The sequence below is a fragment of the Paenibacillus provencensis genome, assembly GCF_042678545.1.
Lineage (GTDB): Bacteria > Bacillota > Bacilli > Paenibacillales > Paenibacillaceae > Paenibacillus > Paenibacillus provencensis.
The window spans coordinates 13,429-32,432 of record NZ_JBHTKX010000012.1; the positions used below are offsets into that span (position 1 = coordinate 13,429).

At 45.9% G+C, this 19,004-nt stretch carries 17 protein-coding genes and 1 other annotated feature; all 17 genes read left to right on the forward strand.

The features are described from left to right. The first annotated feature begins 16 nt into the window (after positions 1-16). Positions 17-1,471, forward strand: a complete 1,455-nt coding sequence (gene gltX, locus ACFQ3J_RS26020; protein WP_251584804.1) for a glutamate--tRNA ligase — start codon at positions 17-19, stop codon at positions 1,469-1,471. A gap of 529 nt (positions 1,472-2,000) precedes the next feature. After that, complete coding sequence (gene cysE, locus ACFQ3J_RS26025) at positions 2,001-2,681, forward strand: serine O-acetyltransferase (protein WP_091161573.1); 681 nt, start codon at positions 2,001-2,003, stop codon at positions 2,679-2,681. Between the two features lie 47 nt (positions 2,682-2,728). Continuing rightward, entirely contained in the window at positions 2,729-4,126 is a 1,398-nt protein-coding gene (gene cysS, locus ACFQ3J_RS26030; protein WP_091161575.1) for a cysteine--tRNA ligase, read from the forward strand. Then, positions 4,123-4,578, forward strand: coding sequence for a Mini-ribonuclease 3 (locus ACFQ3J_RS26035; RefSeq protein ID WP_091161577.1), 456 nt, complete (start codon positions 4,123-4,125; stop codon positions 4,576-4,578). Before cysS ends, ACFQ3J_RS26035 begins: the two co-directional genes overlap by 4 nt. A gap of 37 nt (positions 4,579-4,615) precedes the next feature. After that, positions 4,616-5,356: a 23S rRNA (guanosine(2251)-2'-O)-methyltransferase RlmB gene (rlmB, locus tag ACFQ3J_RS26040; RefSeq protein WP_091161579.1), complete on the forward strand. Its 741-nt coding sequence runs from the start codon at positions 4,616-4,618 to the stop codon at positions 5,354-5,356. Positions 5,357-5,369: 13 nt separating this feature from the next. Beyond that, positions 5,370-5,894, forward strand: a complete 525-nt coding sequence (locus tag ACFQ3J_RS26045) for an NYN domain-containing protein (protein ID WP_091161581.1) — start codon at positions 5,370-5,372, stop codon at positions 5,892-5,894. 171 nt (positions 5,895-6,065) lie between these two features. Then, positions 6,066-6,710, forward strand: coding sequence for an RNA polymerase sporulation sigma factor SigH (sigH, locus tag ACFQ3J_RS26050; protein WP_047914105.1), 645 nt, complete (start codon positions 6,066-6,068; stop codon positions 6,708-6,710). 351 nt (positions 6,711-7,061) lie between these two features. Next, positions 7,062-7,211, forward strand: coding sequence for a 50S ribosomal protein L33 (rpmG, locus tag ACFQ3J_RS26055; RefSeq protein WP_072735843.1), 150 nt, complete (start codon positions 7,062-7,064; stop codon positions 7,209-7,211). Between the two features lie 22 nt (positions 7,212-7,233). After that, positions 7,234-7,425, forward strand: a complete 192-nt coding sequence (gene secE / locus ACFQ3J_RS26060; RefSeq protein ID WP_047914104.1) for a preprotein translocase subunit SecE — start codon at positions 7,234-7,236, stop codon at positions 7,423-7,425. A gap of 22 nt (positions 7,426-7,447) precedes the next feature. Continuing rightward, complete coding sequence (nusG, locus tag ACFQ3J_RS26065) at positions 7,448-7,981, forward strand: transcription termination/antitermination protein NusG (protein WP_047914103.1); 534 nt, start codon at positions 7,448-7,450, stop codon at positions 7,979-7,981. A gap of 84 nt (positions 7,982-8,065) precedes the next feature. Further along, entirely contained in the window at positions 8,066-8,491 is a 426-nt protein-coding gene (gene rplK / locus ACFQ3J_RS26070; protein WP_091161582.1) for a 50S ribosomal protein L11, read from the forward strand. A gap of 84 nt (positions 8,492-8,575) precedes the next feature. Then, entirely contained in the window at positions 8,576-9,268 is a 693-nt protein-coding gene (rplA, locus tag ACFQ3J_RS26075) for a 50S ribosomal protein L1 (protein ID WP_091161584.1), read from the forward strand. A 73-nt stretch (positions 9,269-9,341) separates the two neighbouring features. Continuing rightward, positions 9,342-9,494 (forward strand) — a sequence feature (ribosomal protein L10 leader region). Positions 9,495-9,617: 123 nt separating this feature from the next. Next, positions 9,618-10,124: a 50S ribosomal protein L10 gene (gene rplJ / locus ACFQ3J_RS26080; protein WP_076315693.1), complete on the forward strand. Its 507-nt coding sequence runs from the start codon at positions 9,618-9,620 to the stop codon at positions 10,122-10,124. Between the two features lie 55 nt (positions 10,125-10,179). Continuing rightward, positions 10,180-10,545 carry a 50S ribosomal protein L7/L12 gene (gene rplL / locus ACFQ3J_RS26085; RefSeq protein WP_047914099.1) on the forward strand — a complete coding sequence of 122 codons (366 nt, stop codon included), beginning with the start codon at positions 10,180-10,182 and terminating at the stop codon, positions 10,543-10,545. 117 nt (positions 10,546-10,662) lie between these two features. Continuing rightward, positions 10,663-11,262: a class I SAM-dependent methyltransferase gene (locus ACFQ3J_RS26090; protein WP_091161586.1), complete on the forward strand. Its 600-nt coding sequence runs from the start codon at positions 10,663-10,665 to the stop codon at positions 11,260-11,262. Between the two features lie 453 nt (positions 11,263-11,715). Continuing rightward, complete coding sequence (rpoB, locus tag ACFQ3J_RS26095) at positions 11,716-15,267, forward strand: DNA-directed RNA polymerase subunit beta (protein WP_379294352.1); 3,552 nt, start codon at positions 11,716-11,718, stop codon at positions 15,265-15,267. Between the two features lie 119 nt (positions 15,268-15,386). Then, the gene (gene rpoC, locus ACFQ3J_RS26100; RefSeq protein WP_091161589.1) at positions 15,387-19,001 is read left to right on the forward strand and encodes a DNA-directed RNA polymerase subunit beta'; all 3,615 of its coding nucleotides are present in this window, start codon (positions 15,387-15,389) and stop codon (positions 18,999-19,001) included. Positions 19,002-19,004 lie beyond the last annotated feature (3 nt).

Below are 19,004 nucleotides of genomic sequence, written 5' to 3' on the forward strand. Positions count from 1 at the left end.
AATCGGAGGGGATATTATGAGCGCGGAAGTTCGCGTGCGTTATGCGCCGAGTCCGACAGGACATTTGCATATCGGAAATGCAAGAACGGCATTATTCAATTATTTATATGCGAGAAATCAAGGCGGGAAATTTATTATCCGCATAGAAGATACAGATACGAAGCGGAACATTGAAGGCGGAGAAGAGAGTCAGCTGACGTATTTGAAATGGCTCGGCATGGAATGGGATGAGAGTATTGATGTTGGGGGAGAATACGGCCCTTATCGTCAAACGGAGCGTCTCGATATCTACAAAAAATACTGGCAGGACTTGATTGACCGCGGTCTCGCTTATTTCTGTTATTGTACGGAGGAAGAGCTTGAACAGGAACGCGAGGAGCAGATGTCCCGCGGGGAGACGCCGCGTTACTCCGGCAAGCATCGTAATCTGACTGAAGATGAACGCAAGGCTTATGAAGCCGAGGGCCGTGTGCCAAGTGTACGTTTCCGTGTTCCGGAAGAGAAAATTTACACCTTTAATGACATGGTTAAAGGGACGATTTCCTTTAATTCCAAAGAAACCGGAGACTTTGTTATTGTCAAAAAAGACGGCATACCTACTTACAATTTTGCTGTTGCCCTTGATGATCATTTGATGAAAATCACACATGTTCTGCGTGGGGAAGACCATATCTCCAATACACCTCGCCAGCTGATGATCTATGAAGCTTTTGACTGGGAACCGCCGGTATTCGGTCATATGACCCTCATTGTTAATGAGAATCATAAGAAGCTCAGCAAGCGCGACGAGTCGATTATTCAATTTATTGAGCAATATGACAAGCTAGGCTATTTGCCGGAAGCACTGTTTAACTATATCTCACTGCTCGGCTGGTCTCCGGAAGGGGAAGAGGAAATTTTCAGCAAGGATGAGCTGATCAAGATTTTTGATCCGTCACGGCTGTCCAAGTCTCCTGCGGTATTTGACACGAATAAGCTGGCTCATCTCAATAACTCTTATATCAAGAATGCGGAACCGAAGCGAATCGCGGATCTTGCTATTCCGCACTTGCAGCAAGCGGGACTGCTTCCAGGTGAGCTTGATGCAGACAAGCAGGTCTGGGCAGAAGAGCTGGTGGCGCTGTATCAGGAGCAGATGGTTGCTGCATCCGATATTGTGGAGCTAGCGTCCTTGTTCTTCAAGGATGAAGTGGAATTTGAAGATGAAGCTGAATCGGTTCTGAAGGAAGAGCAGGTTCCAGCAGTCCTGAGGGCATTTGCTGATAAAGTAGAGACATCCGCTGACTTTACTGCCTCCCACATGCAGGCTTTGATCAAAGAAGTGCAGAAAGAAACAGGCTTCAAGGGCAAACAGCTGTTCATGCCGATTCGTGTGGCACTGACAGGCCAAACCCATGGCCGGGATTTGAATGCAACGATTTATTTGTTAGGCCGGGATAAGGTATTAGGCCGATTGAGAGCCCAATTTTAAATTTGTATTGAAGCTAGTAAGGATAATCCTTGTCAGCCGAAGTTCTTTTCGCTAAGATATATAAAAAGCAGTACATCACGATAAGCAGGCTCTGTTTGTCCTAATGTGATTAAGAGTAACCTTATGGGGAAGACTGACTATATTGAACAGCTGTGAACAGGAGAAGTACACAGTCATGAACGTGGACCAGAGAAGATAACCGGGTAAGACTTTTAACAAGTCTTCAAGGCTGGAAGTTATCTCACGCTCTGCTGATCGAAAATGCGCCTGGGAGCTGCGCCTCCGAACCTGGACCTTTCCTTTGCTGGAAAGCTACTTCGGGTAGGTAGCGACGTTTCGTCCTCGTTAACGGACGTCCGAGATAGGATTGGTGTGTTATGCGAATCCTAAGCAGAGTGGAACCGCGATTTGATAGACGCCTCTGCAGCCCAATGTGGCTGCTGAGGCGTTTTTTTCATTCTATGCTCTAACAAGCAGGATCAAAGTTACGAAAGACGAACGGGTAAATGATGCGAAGAGGGGAACAGTTATGTTTAAGAAAATAAAATCAGATATTCAGGCAGTCTTTGATAACGACCCGGCTGCTAGAAGTCGGTTTGAAGTGATATTTACTTACTCAGGATTGCATGCCATCTGGGCCCATCGCTTGGCGCATCATTTTTACCGATGGGGATGGTACACAGTGGCTAGAATCATTTCTCAATTTAGCCGGTTTATGACGGGGATTGAGATTCACCCAGGGGCTACAATCGGGAATCGGCTCTTCATCGATCATGGTATGGGGATCGTCATTGGGGAAACATGCGAAATTGGTGATGATGTGGTGATTTATCAAGGTGTGACCTTAGGCGGAACGGGTAAAGAGAAGGGAAAGAGACATCCTACCATTGGTAATCATGTGGTGATATCCTCGGGTTCCAAAGTGTTGGGATCGTTCAAAGTAGGGGATTACAGCAATATTGGAGCAAATTCCGTGGTATTAAGAGAAGTTCCGCCCAATAGTACGGTCGTTGGAATACCGGGGCGCGTCGTTAAGCAGGATGGCCGGAGAGTGGATCGACTGAGCCAGCAGCTGCCAGATCCAGTGGTTGATTCCATGCGTGAGCTGCAGCAAGAGCTGGTTACGCTGCGGGAGGAGCTGGATCAGCTTAGATCAGCAGTTAACGAAGGGAGCCGTAAAGAGGCGGTCATACGTGGTAACAAATCGTAAACGTGGTACAATATAATGATTGAAATGTATTGAAAGGAACGTGAATCATGGCACTTCATATTTATAATACGCTCACAAGGAGCAAGGATGTATTTACTCCTCAGGAGCCGGGAAAAGTGAAAATGTACGTGTGCGGACCGACAGTATACGACTATATCCATATCGGAAATGCACGACCGATGATATTTTTCGACGTGGTTCGTAGCTACCTAGAGACTGTGGGTAATGATGTGAACTATGTCGTTAACTTTACGGATGTAGACGATAAATTGATAAAAAAAGCTGAACAGACAGGACTCACTGTGCCGCAGGTTGCAGATCGGTTCATTAAAGCATATTACGAAGACCTAGATGGACTGGGCATTCCGAGAGCAACCCATAATCCGAGAGTTACCGAGAATATGGATCTGATTATTGATTTTATTGATCAGCTGTTCAAGGAAGGGATTGCATATGAGAATGGCGGGGATGTGTATTATCGTACTCATAAATTCCCGGAGTATGGCAAGCTCTCTAAGCAAAATCTCGATGAGCTTCAGTTCGGTATACGAATCGGTGTAGATGAACGCAAAGAAAATCCGCAGGATTTTGTTCTATGGAAAGCAGCAAAGCCAGGTGAAATTTATTGGGAAAGCCCTTGGGGTCCGGGACGCCCAGGCTGGCATATCGAGTGCTCGGCCATGGCGCGCAAGCTGCTCGGTGACACCCTGGATATTCATGGAGGTGGTCAAGACCTGCAGTTCCCGCATCATGAATGTGAAGTGGCCCAATCTGAAGCATTGACAGGCAAGCCGCTGGCTAATTATTGGATGCATAACGGCTTCATTCGGATCGACAATGAGAAAATGTCGAAGTCTTTAGGGAACGGGATTTTGGTAAAAGATTTACGTAATCTCTATCGCCGTGAAGCCATTCGATATTTCATGCTTTCGACACATTATCGAAACCCACTCAATTTCAGTGAAGATATTATGCAACAGGCCGAGAATAGTGTGGATCGGATTGCCATTGCGGTTAACAATGTGAAGCATCGTCTTGGAACGGTAACCTTGGACCAGCCTGTATCCGAGGAGCTGAAATCCAGACTTTCCGAAATTTTGTCCAGCTTTCATGAAAAAATGCAGGATGATTTTAATACACCAGATGCTATTACTGCCGTGTTTGAATGGGTAAATGAGGTCAATAGCCTGCTTCAGGCCGAAGTGGCCAACCGTGCAGAGCTTGAGGCAGTATTGGCCGCGTTCGATGAGATGAACGGAGTGCTCCGTATATACACATCGGATGAAGACGATCTGCACGAGGATGTAGAGAAATTGATCGCAGAGCGTAACGAGGCCCGTAAATCGAAGAATTGGGCACGAGCAGACGAAATTCGTGATGAATTGACTGCTATGGGTATTGTTATCGAAGATACGGCTCAAGGCATAAGATGGCGGCGCAAATGAGTGAAACGGATATTAATCTCAGCGAACAGGGAGAGCAGGATTGGTTATTCCCTTACTCTCCTTCACGCAAGCCGGAACTGATTCCGCCCATTGCGCTGGCCTATATCGGGGATGCGGTATACGAGGTAGCAGTAAGGCAATATTTGTTGTCGAAACCCAATCTGCGTCCACATCACCTTCACCAGAAAGCGACCAGTTTCGTATCAGCCAAAGGACAGAGTCGAATATTGTCTCTAATTGAGTCGAAGCTGGATGACAAGGAAATGGACGTGGTTAGACAAGGGCGGAATGCCAAGTCAAGCGTGCCGAAAAATGCGGATGTACAGCAATATCGTCATGCGACAGCATTTGAATGTCTTGTCGGATATCTGTACCTAAGCAAGAGGGAAGCGCGGCTGCGTGAGCTGATAGATTTGGGGATTACACAGATGCAGCAGGAGAATAACAACTAACTGAAATGAAGGCGTCAGCCAGGAGGATAAAGGAATTATGGAAGAAGAATGGATTGCCGGCAAGCACTCGGTTATCGAGGCGCTCCGTTCCGGAAGAACGTTAAACAAAGTGTGGATTGCCGATCAAGCCCAGAAGCACTTGACGATGCCGATTATTGCAGAAGCCAAAAAAGCAGGAGTCATCATCCAGCAAGTCGATAAGCGTAAGTTGGACCAGATGGTGCCAGGTATCCAACATCAAGGGGTTGTGGCACAGGCGGCACCCTACGAATATGCTGAGGTTGAGGATATCCTTGCTTCCGCACAAGAGAAGGGAGAAGCTCCGTTCCTTGTGCTGCTTGATGAGATCGAAGATCCTCATAATCTAGGTTCGATTTTGCGAACAGCGGATTGCACAGGTGCGCATGGTGTCATTGTTCCAAAGAGACGATCGGCGCAAGTGACAGCTACAGTATCCAAAACCTCAGCTGGAGCAGCTGAATATGTGCCTGTAGCAAGAGTAAGCAATCTGGCACAGACGATTGAGGAGCTGAAGGAAGCTGGAGTGTGGGTTGTAGGCACCGATATAAGAGCGACGGAGTCTGTCTTCGGAAATGGAGTGTTTACCGGGCCTGTTGCTGTAGTGATTGGAAACGAAGGCAAGGGCATGGGCCGCCTGGTTCGTGAAAAATGCGACATCCTTCTTAAGCTGCCGATGGCAGGACAGATCAATTCATTGAACGCCTCTGTAGCTGCCGGTGTAGTCATGTACGAAGTGCTCCGATCCCGAGAGGCCTAGGGGCTGGCGGGACATGAAGGATCTCCGTGATGTGCTTCTCGTGGACGGCTACAACATGATCGGAGCGTGGAAGGAGCTCTTTGCGCTAGCTCAGACCGACCTGGATGGAGCTCGGGACAAGCTTCTGGCTAAGCTTGCTGAATATCAGGGCTTCTCGGGTCGACGAGTCATTGTCGTATTTGATGCATACCGAGTTCCCGGCCTGGGCAAATCTTTTACAGAGAGCAAAGTCCAGGTCTATTTTACAAAAGAAAAAGAAACGGCAGACGAGTGCATCGAGCGTCTAGTTGGCGAGCTCAGCTCCCGCAGACGTCAGATCTATGTGGCAACAAGCGATATGGTGGAACAGCATGTCATCTTTGGGCAAGGTGCACTCCGCTTGTCTGCGCGCGAACTTCTGATCGAGCTGGAACAGAATGAGAAGGAAGTCGGCAAACGCATCAAAGAAGATTTTCAAAAAAAATCGACAAAAAATACGATAGATTCAAAGCTCACACCGGAAATGCGTAAATTGTTCGAGCAGTGGAGAAGAGATTGACAAATGCTCTTCGAGTGTAAATAATTGGTATTATGTATCTCTTGACATTTATATCATTCTTTTCAATTTTAGGCGGTGTGTGGTTGACGATGGAAGGTTCGATCATTTATACTGATGCTATTATTTTGATAGGTGACGGGGTTCCTTGCGTTGCAGCCGGAGGGATTGTTAGTGAGTGTTGACCTCAAAGATATCATGTTGTCCGAGTTTGATTACCTAAGCGATGAGGATATTGTCCAAGCGGTTCATAACAACGATAGTGAGGCGCTGGAATACTTGATTAACAAGTATCGTAATTTTGTACGCGCCAAAGCAAGATCTTACTTTTTAATCGGTGCCGATAGGGAAGATATCATTCAAGAAGGAATGATCGGGCTTTACAAGGCGATACGTGATTTCAGAGGGGACAAGCTTGCTTCTTTCAAGGCATTTGCAGAGTTATGTATAACTAGACAGATTATCACAGCCATCAAGACTGCAACTCGTCAGAAGCATATTCCGCTGAATTCTTATGTTTCTTTGGACAAGCCGATTTATGATGAAGAGTCAGACCGTACCCTGCTGGATGTCATTTGTGGATCCCAGGTGAGTGATCCTGAAGAACTTATCATTAATCAGGAAGAGTTTGTCGGCTTGGAAGACAAGATGTCCGAGATTCTAAGTGATCTGGAACGCAAAGTATTGATGCTTTATTTAGACGGCAGATCCTATCAAGAAATAGCGGTTGATCTTGATCGTCACGTAAAGTCCATCGACAATGCACTGCAGAGAGTGAAGCGCAAGCTTGAGAAATATCTTGAAGTACGAGATAATTAGAATATTGCAACTTGAAGAAAGACTCGAATAAGAGTCTTTTTTTGCTTGCATTCAAAGACAGGACGTTTAAAAAAAAGGAATGTTTAATACTGTATAATATTGGCGTTTCTATCATTCACGTTCGTCCAATTTATCGTTCGCATAGGAGAGAGACGCTTTCTGAGAACAAATCGAGACCTGAAAGTTCGCCGACTACAGGTTATTTTAGCCAGTGAATAAGGCTTATTCTTGCATTGACATGAATATACCCTTGTGATAAAGTGTTTTAGGTAGGCCTAAATTCGCGCTTTTTTTTAGGATCAATTTAGAGACTTCTGATAATGCTTCGGATGTCTTCGGGAGGTGCACATCATGCGGGTAATTATTACTTTGGCTTGTACGAATTGCAAACAAAGAAATTACACAACGACAAAAAACAAGCGTAATCACCCTGACCGCATGGAGATGAAGAAATTTTGCAAGTTTTGTAACGAGCAGACTTCTCATCGCGAAACCAGATAGTTAATTTGGAGGTGTAGTCGGCGTGAAACGTAGTTTCAAGTCTCTGTTTTCCTTTTTCTCAGAAAGCTGGGCAGAGCTTAAAAAAGTTCGCTGGCCTAATCGTAAAGAGTTAACTAACTACACCCTGATTGTTCTGGGGACGGTTATAGTTATCACGCTTTATTTTTGGGTTCTTGACATCGGAATTTCCTATGTGATCGATGCGATAATTTAAGAAGGGTCCCAGGTGGCTTGATATGGAAAAAAGATGGTATGTCGTTCATACCTATTCAGGGTATGAGAACAAAGTCAAAGCCAATTTGGAAAAGCGCGTAGAGTCCATGGGCATGGAGGACAAGATATTCCGTGTTCTTGTTCCAATGGAAGAAGAAGTGGTGAATAAGGACGGAAAGAAAAAGACTGTCATGCGTAAGATTTACCCGGGATATGTCCTGGTCGAAATGATTCAAACGGATGATTCCTGGTATGTTGTTCGCAACACGCCTGGAGTGACTGGGTTTGTAGGATCGACAGGGTCAGGTTCAAAGCCAACACCATTGCTGCCAGATGAAGTTGAACAGATTCTGAAGCATATGGGAGTGGTGGAACCGAAACCGAAGATTGAATTCGACATTAAGGAATCTGTACGAATTAAGGTTGGTCCTTTTGCGAATTTTGTGGGCTCCGTGGAAGAAATATTGGCTGAGAAAAGCAAACTGAAAGTTCACGTCAACATGTTTGGACGGGAAACCCCGCTTGAGCTGGATTATACTCAAGTGGAGAAATTATAAAAGCTCTATCGAAGCTGACATTGGTTTCTTGTGGGAGGGCTTATGAAGCTCGTCGACCACTATTGATGCAAGGAGGTGTCTTACATGGCCAAAAAGGTAATCAAAATGGTAAAACTGCAGATCCCTGCAGGAAAAGCGAATCCTGCGCCTCCGGTAGGTCCGGCATTGGGTCAAGCGGGTGTCAACATCATGGCATTCTGTAAAGAATTCAACGCTCGTACAGCCGATCAAGCAGGTTTGATCATTCCAGTTGAAATTACGGTGTTTGAAGATCGTTCCTTTACTTTCATCACCAAAACTCCACCGGCTGCAGTTCTGCTTAAAGTAGCTGCTAAACTTGAAAAAGGATCCGGTGAGCCGAACAAGAACAAAGTCGCAACTATTAAACGCGATGCTGTTCGTCAAATCGCTGAGCAAAAAATGCCTGACCTGAACGCTGCGAACGTTGAGTCCGCAATGCGCATGGTAGAAGGTACTGCTCGCAGCATGGGTATCACCATCGAAGACTAATTGAAGTGTTCGTAACGCGGGCTACAATTTGTGTCCGCCATGTGGGAGGTATATCCGCTAAAACCACAAAGGAGGAATAGAAACATGGCTAAACATGGTAAGAAATATGTTGAAGCTGCTAAGCTGATTGACAGCGAAGCTAGCTACGAGCCTTTGGAAGCTGTTGAGCTTGTCAAAAAGGCGGCGACTGCTAAATTCGACGAAACAGTTGAAGCTGCAGTTCGTTTGGGTGTAGACCCACGTAAACAAGACCAAGCTGTGCGTGGTGTTGTTGTCTTGCCTCACGGTACAGGTAAAACACAACGCGTATTGGTATTTGCAAAAGGTGACAAAGCGAAAGAGGCGGAAGCAGCTGGAGCAGACTTTGTTGGAGATCAAGATATGATCAACAAAATCCAACAAGGTTGGTTCGAGTTCGATGTCTGCGTAGCTACACCTGATATGATGAGCGAAGTAGGTAAATTGGGCCGTCTGCTCGGCGGTAAAGGCCTGATGCCTAACCCTAAAGCCGGAACGGTTACTTTCGATGTTTCCAAGGCTGTTCAAGAAATTAAAGCCGGTAAAATCGAGTATCGTCTGGATCGTGCAGGTCAAATTCACGCGCCAATCGGTAAAGCATCTTTCACTGCTGAGCAGTTGAATGATAACCTTAAAGCACTGATCGATGCACTTAACCGTGCAAAACCAGCTGCAGCAAAAGGTGTTTACCTGAAAAACATCAGCCTGTCCTCAACGATGGGACCTGGTGCTCGTGTGAGTACAGCTTCTTACAGATAATAAATACCAGTTGACTTTGGTCTACTGAATCTGTTATTCTGTAAAAGTTGTTAAGTCTTAAGTGACTGACCCTTAAATTCGAATATGCTTACCGTAGACAGTAGGTGCTTTTTATAAGCTTAATTTCCTACCGAGGTGTGATGATAGAACGTATCAATTGAGTTTCTATGCTCAATGTGACTTTATCAAGCCTTCGTGATTCTACGGAGGCTTTTCTTATTGGATAAATGAAGCTGATATATTGGATCAAGCCTCACCTATCTTACGGGAAACTTCCGCTTCTGGCGGTTAACGAAGATGCGAGGTGCCATACGGTACTGAGCAAGGAATCTATCAGGAGGTGTACAATTTGGCAAACGCAAAAGTGATTCAAGCTAAACAAGAAGCGGTTGATGTGGTAACTGCGAAATTGCGTGAGAGCGCAACTACAGTAGTAGCTGACTACCGTGGTCTGAACGTTGCCCAAGTAACTGAGCTGCGTAAACAGCTTCGTGAAGCGGGTATCGAATTCCAAGTCCTGAAGAACACATTGCTTCGCCGTGCTACTGCAGCTGCAGAGCTGACTGAACTTGATGAAGTTCTGACAGGTCCTACTGCGATTGCATTCAGCGGTGAAGATGCTGTTGCTCCAGCTAAAATTTTGAACGACTTCGCTAAGAAGAACGATGCACTGAAATTGAAAGGTGCGGTAGTTGAAGGACGTGTTGTTGGTGTTGAAGAAGTTAAAGCACTGGCAGAACTTCCATCCCGCGAAGGACTTCTTTCCATGCTCCTCAGCGTGCTTCAAGCACCTGTACGCAACTTCGCCCTTGCGGTTAAAGCAGTTGGCGAACAAAAAGAAGAGCAAGGCGCTTAATTTTTTGAATTACCAAGCTATATAAAATACTAATTTAAATAATGGAGGTTCTACCATGAGTAAAGAGCAAATCTTGGAAGCAATTAAAGGTATGACTGTTTTGGAACTGAACGATCTTGTTAAAGCAATCGAAGAAGAATTCGGCGTAACTGCTGCAGCTCCTGTAGCTGTTATGGGCGGCGCTGCTGGCGGTGCTGAAGCTGCTGAGCAAACTGAGTTCGACGTAATCTTGACATCTGCTGGTGCTTCCAAGATCAACGTAATCAAAGCGGTTCGCGAAATCACAGGTCTTGGCTTGAAAGAAGCTAAAGAACTCGTTGACAACGCTCCAAAACCACTGAAAGAAAAAGTAAGCAAAGAAGAAGCAGAAACAGTTAAAGCTAAACTTGAAGAAGTTGGCGCTTCTATCGAAGTAAAATAATCTATTTCACTTAACTAGTGAACTGGAAATAAAACATACAAACCCCTTGATAGAGTCAAGGGGTTTGTTGTTATGAATGGCAGTAACTTTTATGTGAAGGTGATTTGGAGGTGTCCCATGTCTGATCATTATTATTCTAATAAGCCTGAAGCCGCTCACGATAGACAAACTCTTGAAACCGTGCTGAGAGGGAACAAGCTTAAACTAACCAGTGATGCAGGAGTGTTTTCAAAGAACGGTGTGGACTATGGCAGCAGGGTTCTTATTGGAGCGATGGATCTTCAGGGAGCCAAGTCGGTTTTGGATGTAGGATGTGGCTATGGTCCGATTGGGATTGTAGCAGCTAAGCTGTTGCCGGATGCAGTTGTTACGATGATTGATATCAACGAACGCGCCGTAGAACTAGCGAGGCATAATGCAATTCAAAACCAGGTAAGTGCAAATACCGTCATTAAACAGAGTGACCGGCTGGAAGCAGTGAGAGAAGATAAGTTCGATGTCATTCTTACAAATCCTCCAATTCGGGCTGGCAAGGATGTTGTGCACGCTATTTTTGAAGAGGCCTATGAGCAGCTTCATAAGGGTGGATCGCTGTGGATCGTTATACAGAAGAAACAAGGGGCACCGTCTGCGAAGGCTAAGCTGGAATCGATGTTTAGTGTGGTTGAAGAAGTGACAAAGGATAAAGGGTACCGGATATTCAGGGCAGAGAAATAATGCGAATATGTTGCGAGGTTAGGGGCTTGTCGTTTGACTGCACAATAATCGAGTTAGTATATACAAACTAAAAAATATCGCAATAGGACTATTGACTTGGTATCGCCAATGTGGTATTCTTAATAAATGTCAGCATTAAGATGCCCTACTTAGCTTTAGTTTGTTAAAATGTCAATCTTTTTTTCGCATTGGATCGCATATTAATATGCTGATCCGCGTATAATATGTACATTTTGGGCAGACTATGAGGTAAGTGGGTTTTTCTGGGATGAAGGAGAAATTCACTAATAAGTTGCTCTTTTTTCGAAAAAACATTCGAGTAAGGGCTTTTCTTTATTTGTGGATGCTCTCTCTCTGCTTGATTCATCTTATATGAGTTCCATTATAAGGTTACAAACAGAGGTTCGCAACGTAATTTTTAAAAGTGAGTAGACATTGAGGGGTGAGTTTAAGTTGGCAGGACATCTTGTTCAGTATGGTCGACGCACTCGGCGCAGTTATGCACGAATTAACGAGATACTCGAAATTCCGAACCTGATTGAAATCCAACAAAAATCTTACGAATGGTTTTTGGAGGAAGGATTGCGCGAAATGTTCCAGGATATCTCGCCAATTCAGGATTTTACAGGTAATCTCGTATTGGAATTTATCGACTACAGTCTCGGTGAACCGAAATATACGGTAGACGGCGCGAAAGAACGCGACGTTACTTATGCCGCACCGCTTCGGGTAAAAGTCCGGCTCATTAATAAGGAAACGGGCGAAGTCAAAGAGCAGGAAGTGTTCATGGGTGATTTCCCGCTGATGACCGAAACAGGCACCTTTATTATCAACGGTGCGGAACGGGTTATTGTCAGCCAGTTGGTTCGCTCTCCTAGCGTCTATTTCAGTACCAAATTAGATAAGAACGCAAAGAAATCTTATACCGCAACAGTGATTCCGAATCGCGGAGCGTGGCTGGAGCTTGAGATGGATGCGAAGGATATTATTTATGTTCGTATCGATCGTACGCGTAAGATTCCGGTGACTGTACTGCTGAGAGCGCTTGGGTTCGGTACAGATGCTGAGATTCTGGATTTGCTGGGTAACGATGAATATATCCGGAACACACTGGATAAAGACAACACCGATTCGACAGAGAAAGCGCTGATCGAAATTTACGAACGTCTTCGTCCGGGCGAACCGCCGACTTTGGATAATGCGAAGAGCTTGCTTGTAGCGCGTTTCTTCGATCCAAAACGTTATGACCTTGCGAACGTAGGTCGTTACAAAATTAACAAAAAGCTTCACATCAAGAATCGTTTGTTCAACCAACGTCTTGCTGAATCCTTGATTGATATCTCTACTGGAGAGATCATTGCAGAGGCTGGACAAATTGTTGACCGCAGATTGCTTGATGAAATCATGCCTGCTCTTGAGAATGAGGAGGCTGTTGGACAACGTACTTATCATGTGGCGAACGGAGTTCTTGACGCTAATGATATTCCTGTTCAAACAATCGATGTATTCTCTCCGATTGAAGATGGTAAAGTTGTTAAACTGATTGCGAACAGCAACATTGATAAATCTGTGAAGCACATTACGCCAGCAGATATTATTTCTTCCATCAGTTACTTCTTGAACCTGCTTCATGGTATTGGTGATACAGACGATATTGACCACTTGGGTAACCGTCGTCTTCGTTCTGTTGGTGAGCTCTTGCAGAACCAGTTCCGTATCGGTCTTTCCCGTATGGAGCGTGTCGTTCGTGAGAGAATGTCCATTCAGGATGCAAATGTCATTACACCTCAGGCTTTGATCAACATTCGACCGGTAATTGCATCGATAAAAGAGTTCTTCGGAAGCTCGCAGCTGTCTCAGTTTATGGACCAAACGAACCCGCTGGGTGAACTTACGCATAAACGCCGTCTGTCCGCCCTAGGACCAGGTGGTTTGACTCGTGAGCGCGCAGGCTTTGAAGTCCGTGACGTCCATCCGTCCCATTATGGTCGTATGTGTCCGATCGAGACTCCGGAAGGACCGAACATTGGTTTGATCAACTCCCTGTCTACGTTTGCACGTGTCAATGAATATGGCTTTATCGAGGCTCCATATCGTTGGGTAGATCCGAAGACAGGTCAAGTTACTGATCAAGTTCGTTATGTAACTGCAGATGAAGAAGATAACTACGTTATCGCTCAGGCGAATGCCAAATTGAACGAAGATGGTTCCTTTGCTGAGGATATGGTCGTTGTTCGTTACAACAAGCAGTCTGACAACATCACAACGATGCCTAATGACCGCGTTGACTACATGGACGTATCTCCTAAGCAGGTAGTATCCGTTGCTACGGCGCTCATTCCGTTCCTTGAGAACGATGACTCCAACCGTGCACTCATGGGATCCAACATGCAGCGGCAGGCAGTTCCACTTCTCATCCCTAAAGCTCCGCTTGTAGGTACGGGTATGGAACACAAAGCCGCGAAAGACTCCGGTGTATGTATTGTATCCAAACATGACGGTATTATTGAGAGATCTTCTGCCAATGAAATTTGGGTTCGCAGAATTGAAGTCGTTGACGGCAAGGAAGTTAAGGGCGATATCGTTAAACATAAATTACACAAATTTATGCGTTCGAACCAAGGAACATGCATTAACCAACGTCCGATTGTAAAAATTGGCGATCACATTAAAAAAGGCGACATTTTGGCAGATGGACCATCTACTGAAATGGGTGAATTGGCACTGGGCCGCAACGTAGTCGTTGCCTTCATGACTTGGGAAGGTTACAACTACGAGGATGCGATTCTTCTTAGCGAAAAACTCGTTAAAGAGGACGTATACACCTCCATTCACATTGAGGAATATGAGTCTGAAGCGCGTGATACGAAGCTCGGACCTGAAGAAATTACTCGCGATATCCCTAACGTAGGTGAAGAAGCGCTTCGTAACCTTGACGAACGTGGAATTATCCGCATTGGTGCCGAAATTGCTGCCGGCGACATTCTTGTTGGTAAAGTTACACCTAAAGGGGTAACTGAGCTTACAGCTGAAGAGCGTCTCCTTCATGCTATTTTCGGTGAGAAGGCTCGTGAAGTACGTGATACTTCGCTCCGTGTACCTCATGGTACGGATGGTATCGTCGTAGATGTTAAAGTGTTCACACGTGAGAACGGTGATGAACTGCCTCCAGGTGTTAACCAGCTCGTACGTGTCTATATCGCTCAAAAACGGAAAATCTCCGAGGGTGACAAAATGGCCGGACGTCACGGTAACAAAGGGGTCGTGGCCCGTATTCTTCCAGAAGAAGATATGCCATTCCTTCCGGATGGAACGCCTGTGCAAGTCGTGCTTAACCCACTAGGGGTACCTTCCCGTATGAACATCGGACAGGTGCTTGAAGTTCACTTGGGTATGGCTGCAATGCAGCTTGGTATCCACGTGGCTACACCGGTATTTGACGGTGCAACCGAGCATGATGTATTTGACACGATGGAAGAAGCAGGAATGCAGCGTAATGGTAAGACTGTGCTCTTCGACGGACGTACGGGCGAGCGCTTCGAGCGTGAAGTTACCGTTGGTGTCATGCACATGATCAAACTTGCGCACATGGTTGACGATAAGATCCACGCCCGTTCGACAGGACCTTACTCTCTCGTTACGCAACAGCCGCTGGGTGGTAAAGCTCAGTTTGGCGGTCAGCGTTTCGGTGAGATGGAGGTTTGGGCGCTTGAAGCCTATGGTGCAGCATATACCCTGCAAGAGATTCTTACGGTTAAGTCCGATGATGTTGTTGGACGCGTGAAGACCTATGAATCCATTGTCAAAGGTGAGAATGTTCCAGAACCAGGTATCCCTGAGTCATTCAAGGTACTGATCAAAGAGCTGCAAAGCTTGGGTATGGACGTTAAAATGCTCACCAAAGACGAAGAAGAGATCGATCTGAAAGAATCGGATGACGATGATGACGCTGCAGGCGATAAACTAAGCCTTAACCTTGAAGGCACAGAAGTCGGTGTAGAGTAACATTATAGTCAACCGTAACAATACCGGAATTTTTCATCAGGCTCTGATCCCCTTTGAATCTTTTTGCTTCAGAGGGGGGAGAACCTAAAATTTAGGACTTGGTTAAGGAGGGTTGCTCCTTGTTGGACGTAAACAATTTCGAATATATGAAAATCGGGCTTGCATCCCCGGAAAAAATTCGCTCTTGGTCCCGCGGAGAAGTGAAAAAACCGGAAACGATTAACTATCGTACACTAAAACCGGAAAAAGAAGGTCTGTTCTGCGAGAAGATCTTCGGTCCTACAAAGGACTGGGAATGTCACTGTGGTAAATACAAACGCGTTCGTTATAAAGGCGTTGTTTGTGACCGTTGCGGCGTTGAAGTGACTCGTGCAAAAGTGCGCCGTGAACGTATGGGGCATATTGAACTGGCTGCTCCGGTATCTCATATCTGGTATTTCAAAGGCATTCCGAGCCGTATGGGTCTGGCTCTGGATATGTCTCCGAGATCTCTTGAAGAGATCATTTACTTTGCATCTTATGTTGTTACCGATCCAGGTGAAACTCCATTGGAGAAAAAACAACTGCTGTCTGAAAAAGAATACCGCAGCTATCGTGAGAAATACGGTTACGGTTTCCAAGCGGGCATGGGTGCAGAAGCGGTTAAAAAGCTGCTTCAAGACCTCGATGTTGATAAAGAGCTTGAATTCTTGAAAGAAGAGCTTCGCACAGCTCAAGGTCAGCGCCGCAACCGTGCGATTAAGCGCCTTGAGGTTATCGAAGCTTTCCGTAACTCCGGCAACAAACCGGATTGGATGATCATGGATGTACTTCCTGTCATTCCACCGGAACTTCGCCCGATGGTTCAGCTTGATGGCGGCCGCTTTGCGACTTCCGACTTGAACGATCTGTATCGTCGTGTAATTAACCGTAATAACCGTCTGAAACGCCTTCTTGATCTCGGTGCACCAGACATCATCGTTCAGAATGAGAAGCGTATGCTTCAAGAAGCAGTTGACGCTCTGATTGATAACGGTCGCCGTGGTCGTCCTGTTACAGGACCTGGTAACCGACCGCTCAAATCTCTCAGCCACATGCTGAAAGGTAAACAAGGTCGTTTCCGTCAGAACTTGCTCGGTAAACGTGTTGACTATTCCGGTCGTTCCGTTATCGTTGTAGGACCTTACCTTAAGATGTACCAATGCGGATTGCCTAAAGATATGGCGCTTGAGTTGTTCAAGCCTTTCGTTATGAAAGAGCTTGTGAACAAAGGTCTGGCTCATAACATTAAGAGTGCAAAACGTAAAGTAGAACGTGTTAGTCCTGAAGTATGGGATGTCCTTGAAGAAGTAATTAAGGAACACCCAGTACTCCTTAACCGTGCCCCTACGCTTCACCGTTTGGGTATTCAAGCATTTGAACCGATTCTAGTGGAAGGTAAAGCGATTCGTTTGCATCCGCTCGTATGTACGGCTTACAACGCCGACTTTGACGGTGACCAAATGGCCGTTCACGTACCTTTGTCCGCTGAAGCTCAAGCCGAAGCTCGTCTTCTTATGCTTGCGTCAGGTAATATCTTGAACCCTAAAGACGGTAAGCCGGTTGTTACTCCATCTCAGGATATGGTTCTTGGATCCTTCTATCTGACAATGGATAACAAAGAAGAAAAAGGCTCAGGTATGATCCTTCGTACAGTGAATGAAGCTGTATCTGCATACCAACGCGGAACTGCAGGTCTTCATGCACGTGTTGCGATCCCTGTTAAAGCTCTCAACAAAACAAGCTTTACGGATGAACAACAAAATGCGATGCTGATCACAACGGTCGGTAAGATTATCTTCAACGAAATCTTCCCAAGTAGCTTCCCATACATTAATGATGCAACTCGCGCTAACCTCTTCCAAGGTACGCCGGAGCATTCCTTTGTGTATGAGAAAGGTGCTGATCTTAGAGAAGCGATCATGAATGCACCTCAAGCGGGTGGAGTCGGCAAAGACTATCTTGGTCATATCATTGCACGCTGCTTCGAGGTATACCATACAACACAAACATCTATGATCCTGGATAAGGTCAAACAGCTTGGATTCACGTATTCCACTCGCGCTGGGGTTACCGTTGGTGTATCCGACGTTATTGTCCCTGATGAGAAGAATGAGATTCTACGTGTGTCAGATGAGAAGGTTGCTGTCGTTACGAATCAGTACCGTCGTGGTTTGATTACGAACGAAGAGCGTTATGACCGCGTAATTGATATCTGGTCCAAAGCAAAAGATGATATCACGGAAGTCCTTATGAAATCGATGGATCGCTTCAATTCCATCATGCTCATGGTTGACTCTAAAGCCCGTGGTAACAAATCGCAGATTACACAGCTGGGTGGTATGCGGGGTCTGATGGCCAACCCATCCGGTCGCATTATCGAACTCCCAATCAAATCGAACTTCCGTGAAGGTCTGACGGTACTCGAGTACTTCCTGTCCACGCACGGTGCGCGTAAAGGTCTTGCCGATACAGCACTGCGTACAGCTGACTCTGGTTACCTGACTCGTCGTCTCGTTGACGTAGCGCAAGACGTAATTGTTCGTGAAGATGATTGCGGAACAGATAAAGGCTTTACCGTAAGTCGTATTCAAGACGGTAAAGAGGTTATCGAAGATCTGTACGATCGTATTGAAGGCCGCTATTGCTTCCAAACCGTTCGTCATCCTGAGACAGGTGAAATCATTGCACATCGTAATGAACTCATCGACTCTGACAAAGCAGAAGCAATCGTTGCAGCAGGTGTAAACAAACTGCAAATTCGCTCTGTACTTAGCTGCCGTGCGCGTCATGGTGTCTGCAAGAAGTGTTATGGACGTAACCTGGCAACAGGTAAACACGTGGAGATCGGGGAAGCAGTTGGTATCATCGCTGCACAATCCATCGGTGAGCCAGGAACACAGCTTACAATGCGTACGTTCCACACTGGTGGTGTCGCAGGAGACGATATCACGCAAGGTCTTCCGCGTATCCAGGAGCTTTTCGAAGCGCGTAATCCGAAAGGTCAAGCAACCATCAGTGAAATTGATGGTGTCATCAAAGAAATCCGTGAAGCAAAAGATCGTCGTGAAATTGAAGTCCAAGGTGAAGCTGAGACAAAAGTCTATGCAGTTACCTACGGCTCCCGTCTGCGCGTAAGCGAGGGTATGGAGATTGAAGCGGGTGATGAGCTTACGGATGGTTCGATTGACCCGAAAGAAATGCTGCGCATCAAAGGTGTACGTGGTGTTCAGAACTACATCCTGCAAGAGGTACAGCGTGTATATCGTAACCAAGGTGTAGAAATCAACGACAAGCACGTTGAAGTTATGATTCGTCAAATGCTGCGCAAGATTCGTATCGTGGATGCAGGAGATACAACGCTGCTTCCTGGCTCATTTGTCGATACTCATGAATATGAAACAGCGAACAAGACAGCAATTCTTAGTGACAAGGAGCCTGCAGTGGCTAAGCCAGTCCTTCTGGGTATCACGAAGGCATCCCTTGAAACAGATTCCTTCTTGTCAGCAGCTTCCTTCCAGGAAACGACTCGTGTCCTGACTGATGCAGCAATCAAAGGTAAGGTCGATCAGCTTCTTGGATTGAAGGAGAATGTAATTATCGGTAAACTGATCCCTGCAGGTACCGGTATGAACCGTTACCGCAGTGTGAAGTTTGCTAATCCGGAAGACGGCGAATCTCAACTAGAAGAGCTTGAACCGGTATCTGTAGACTGATGA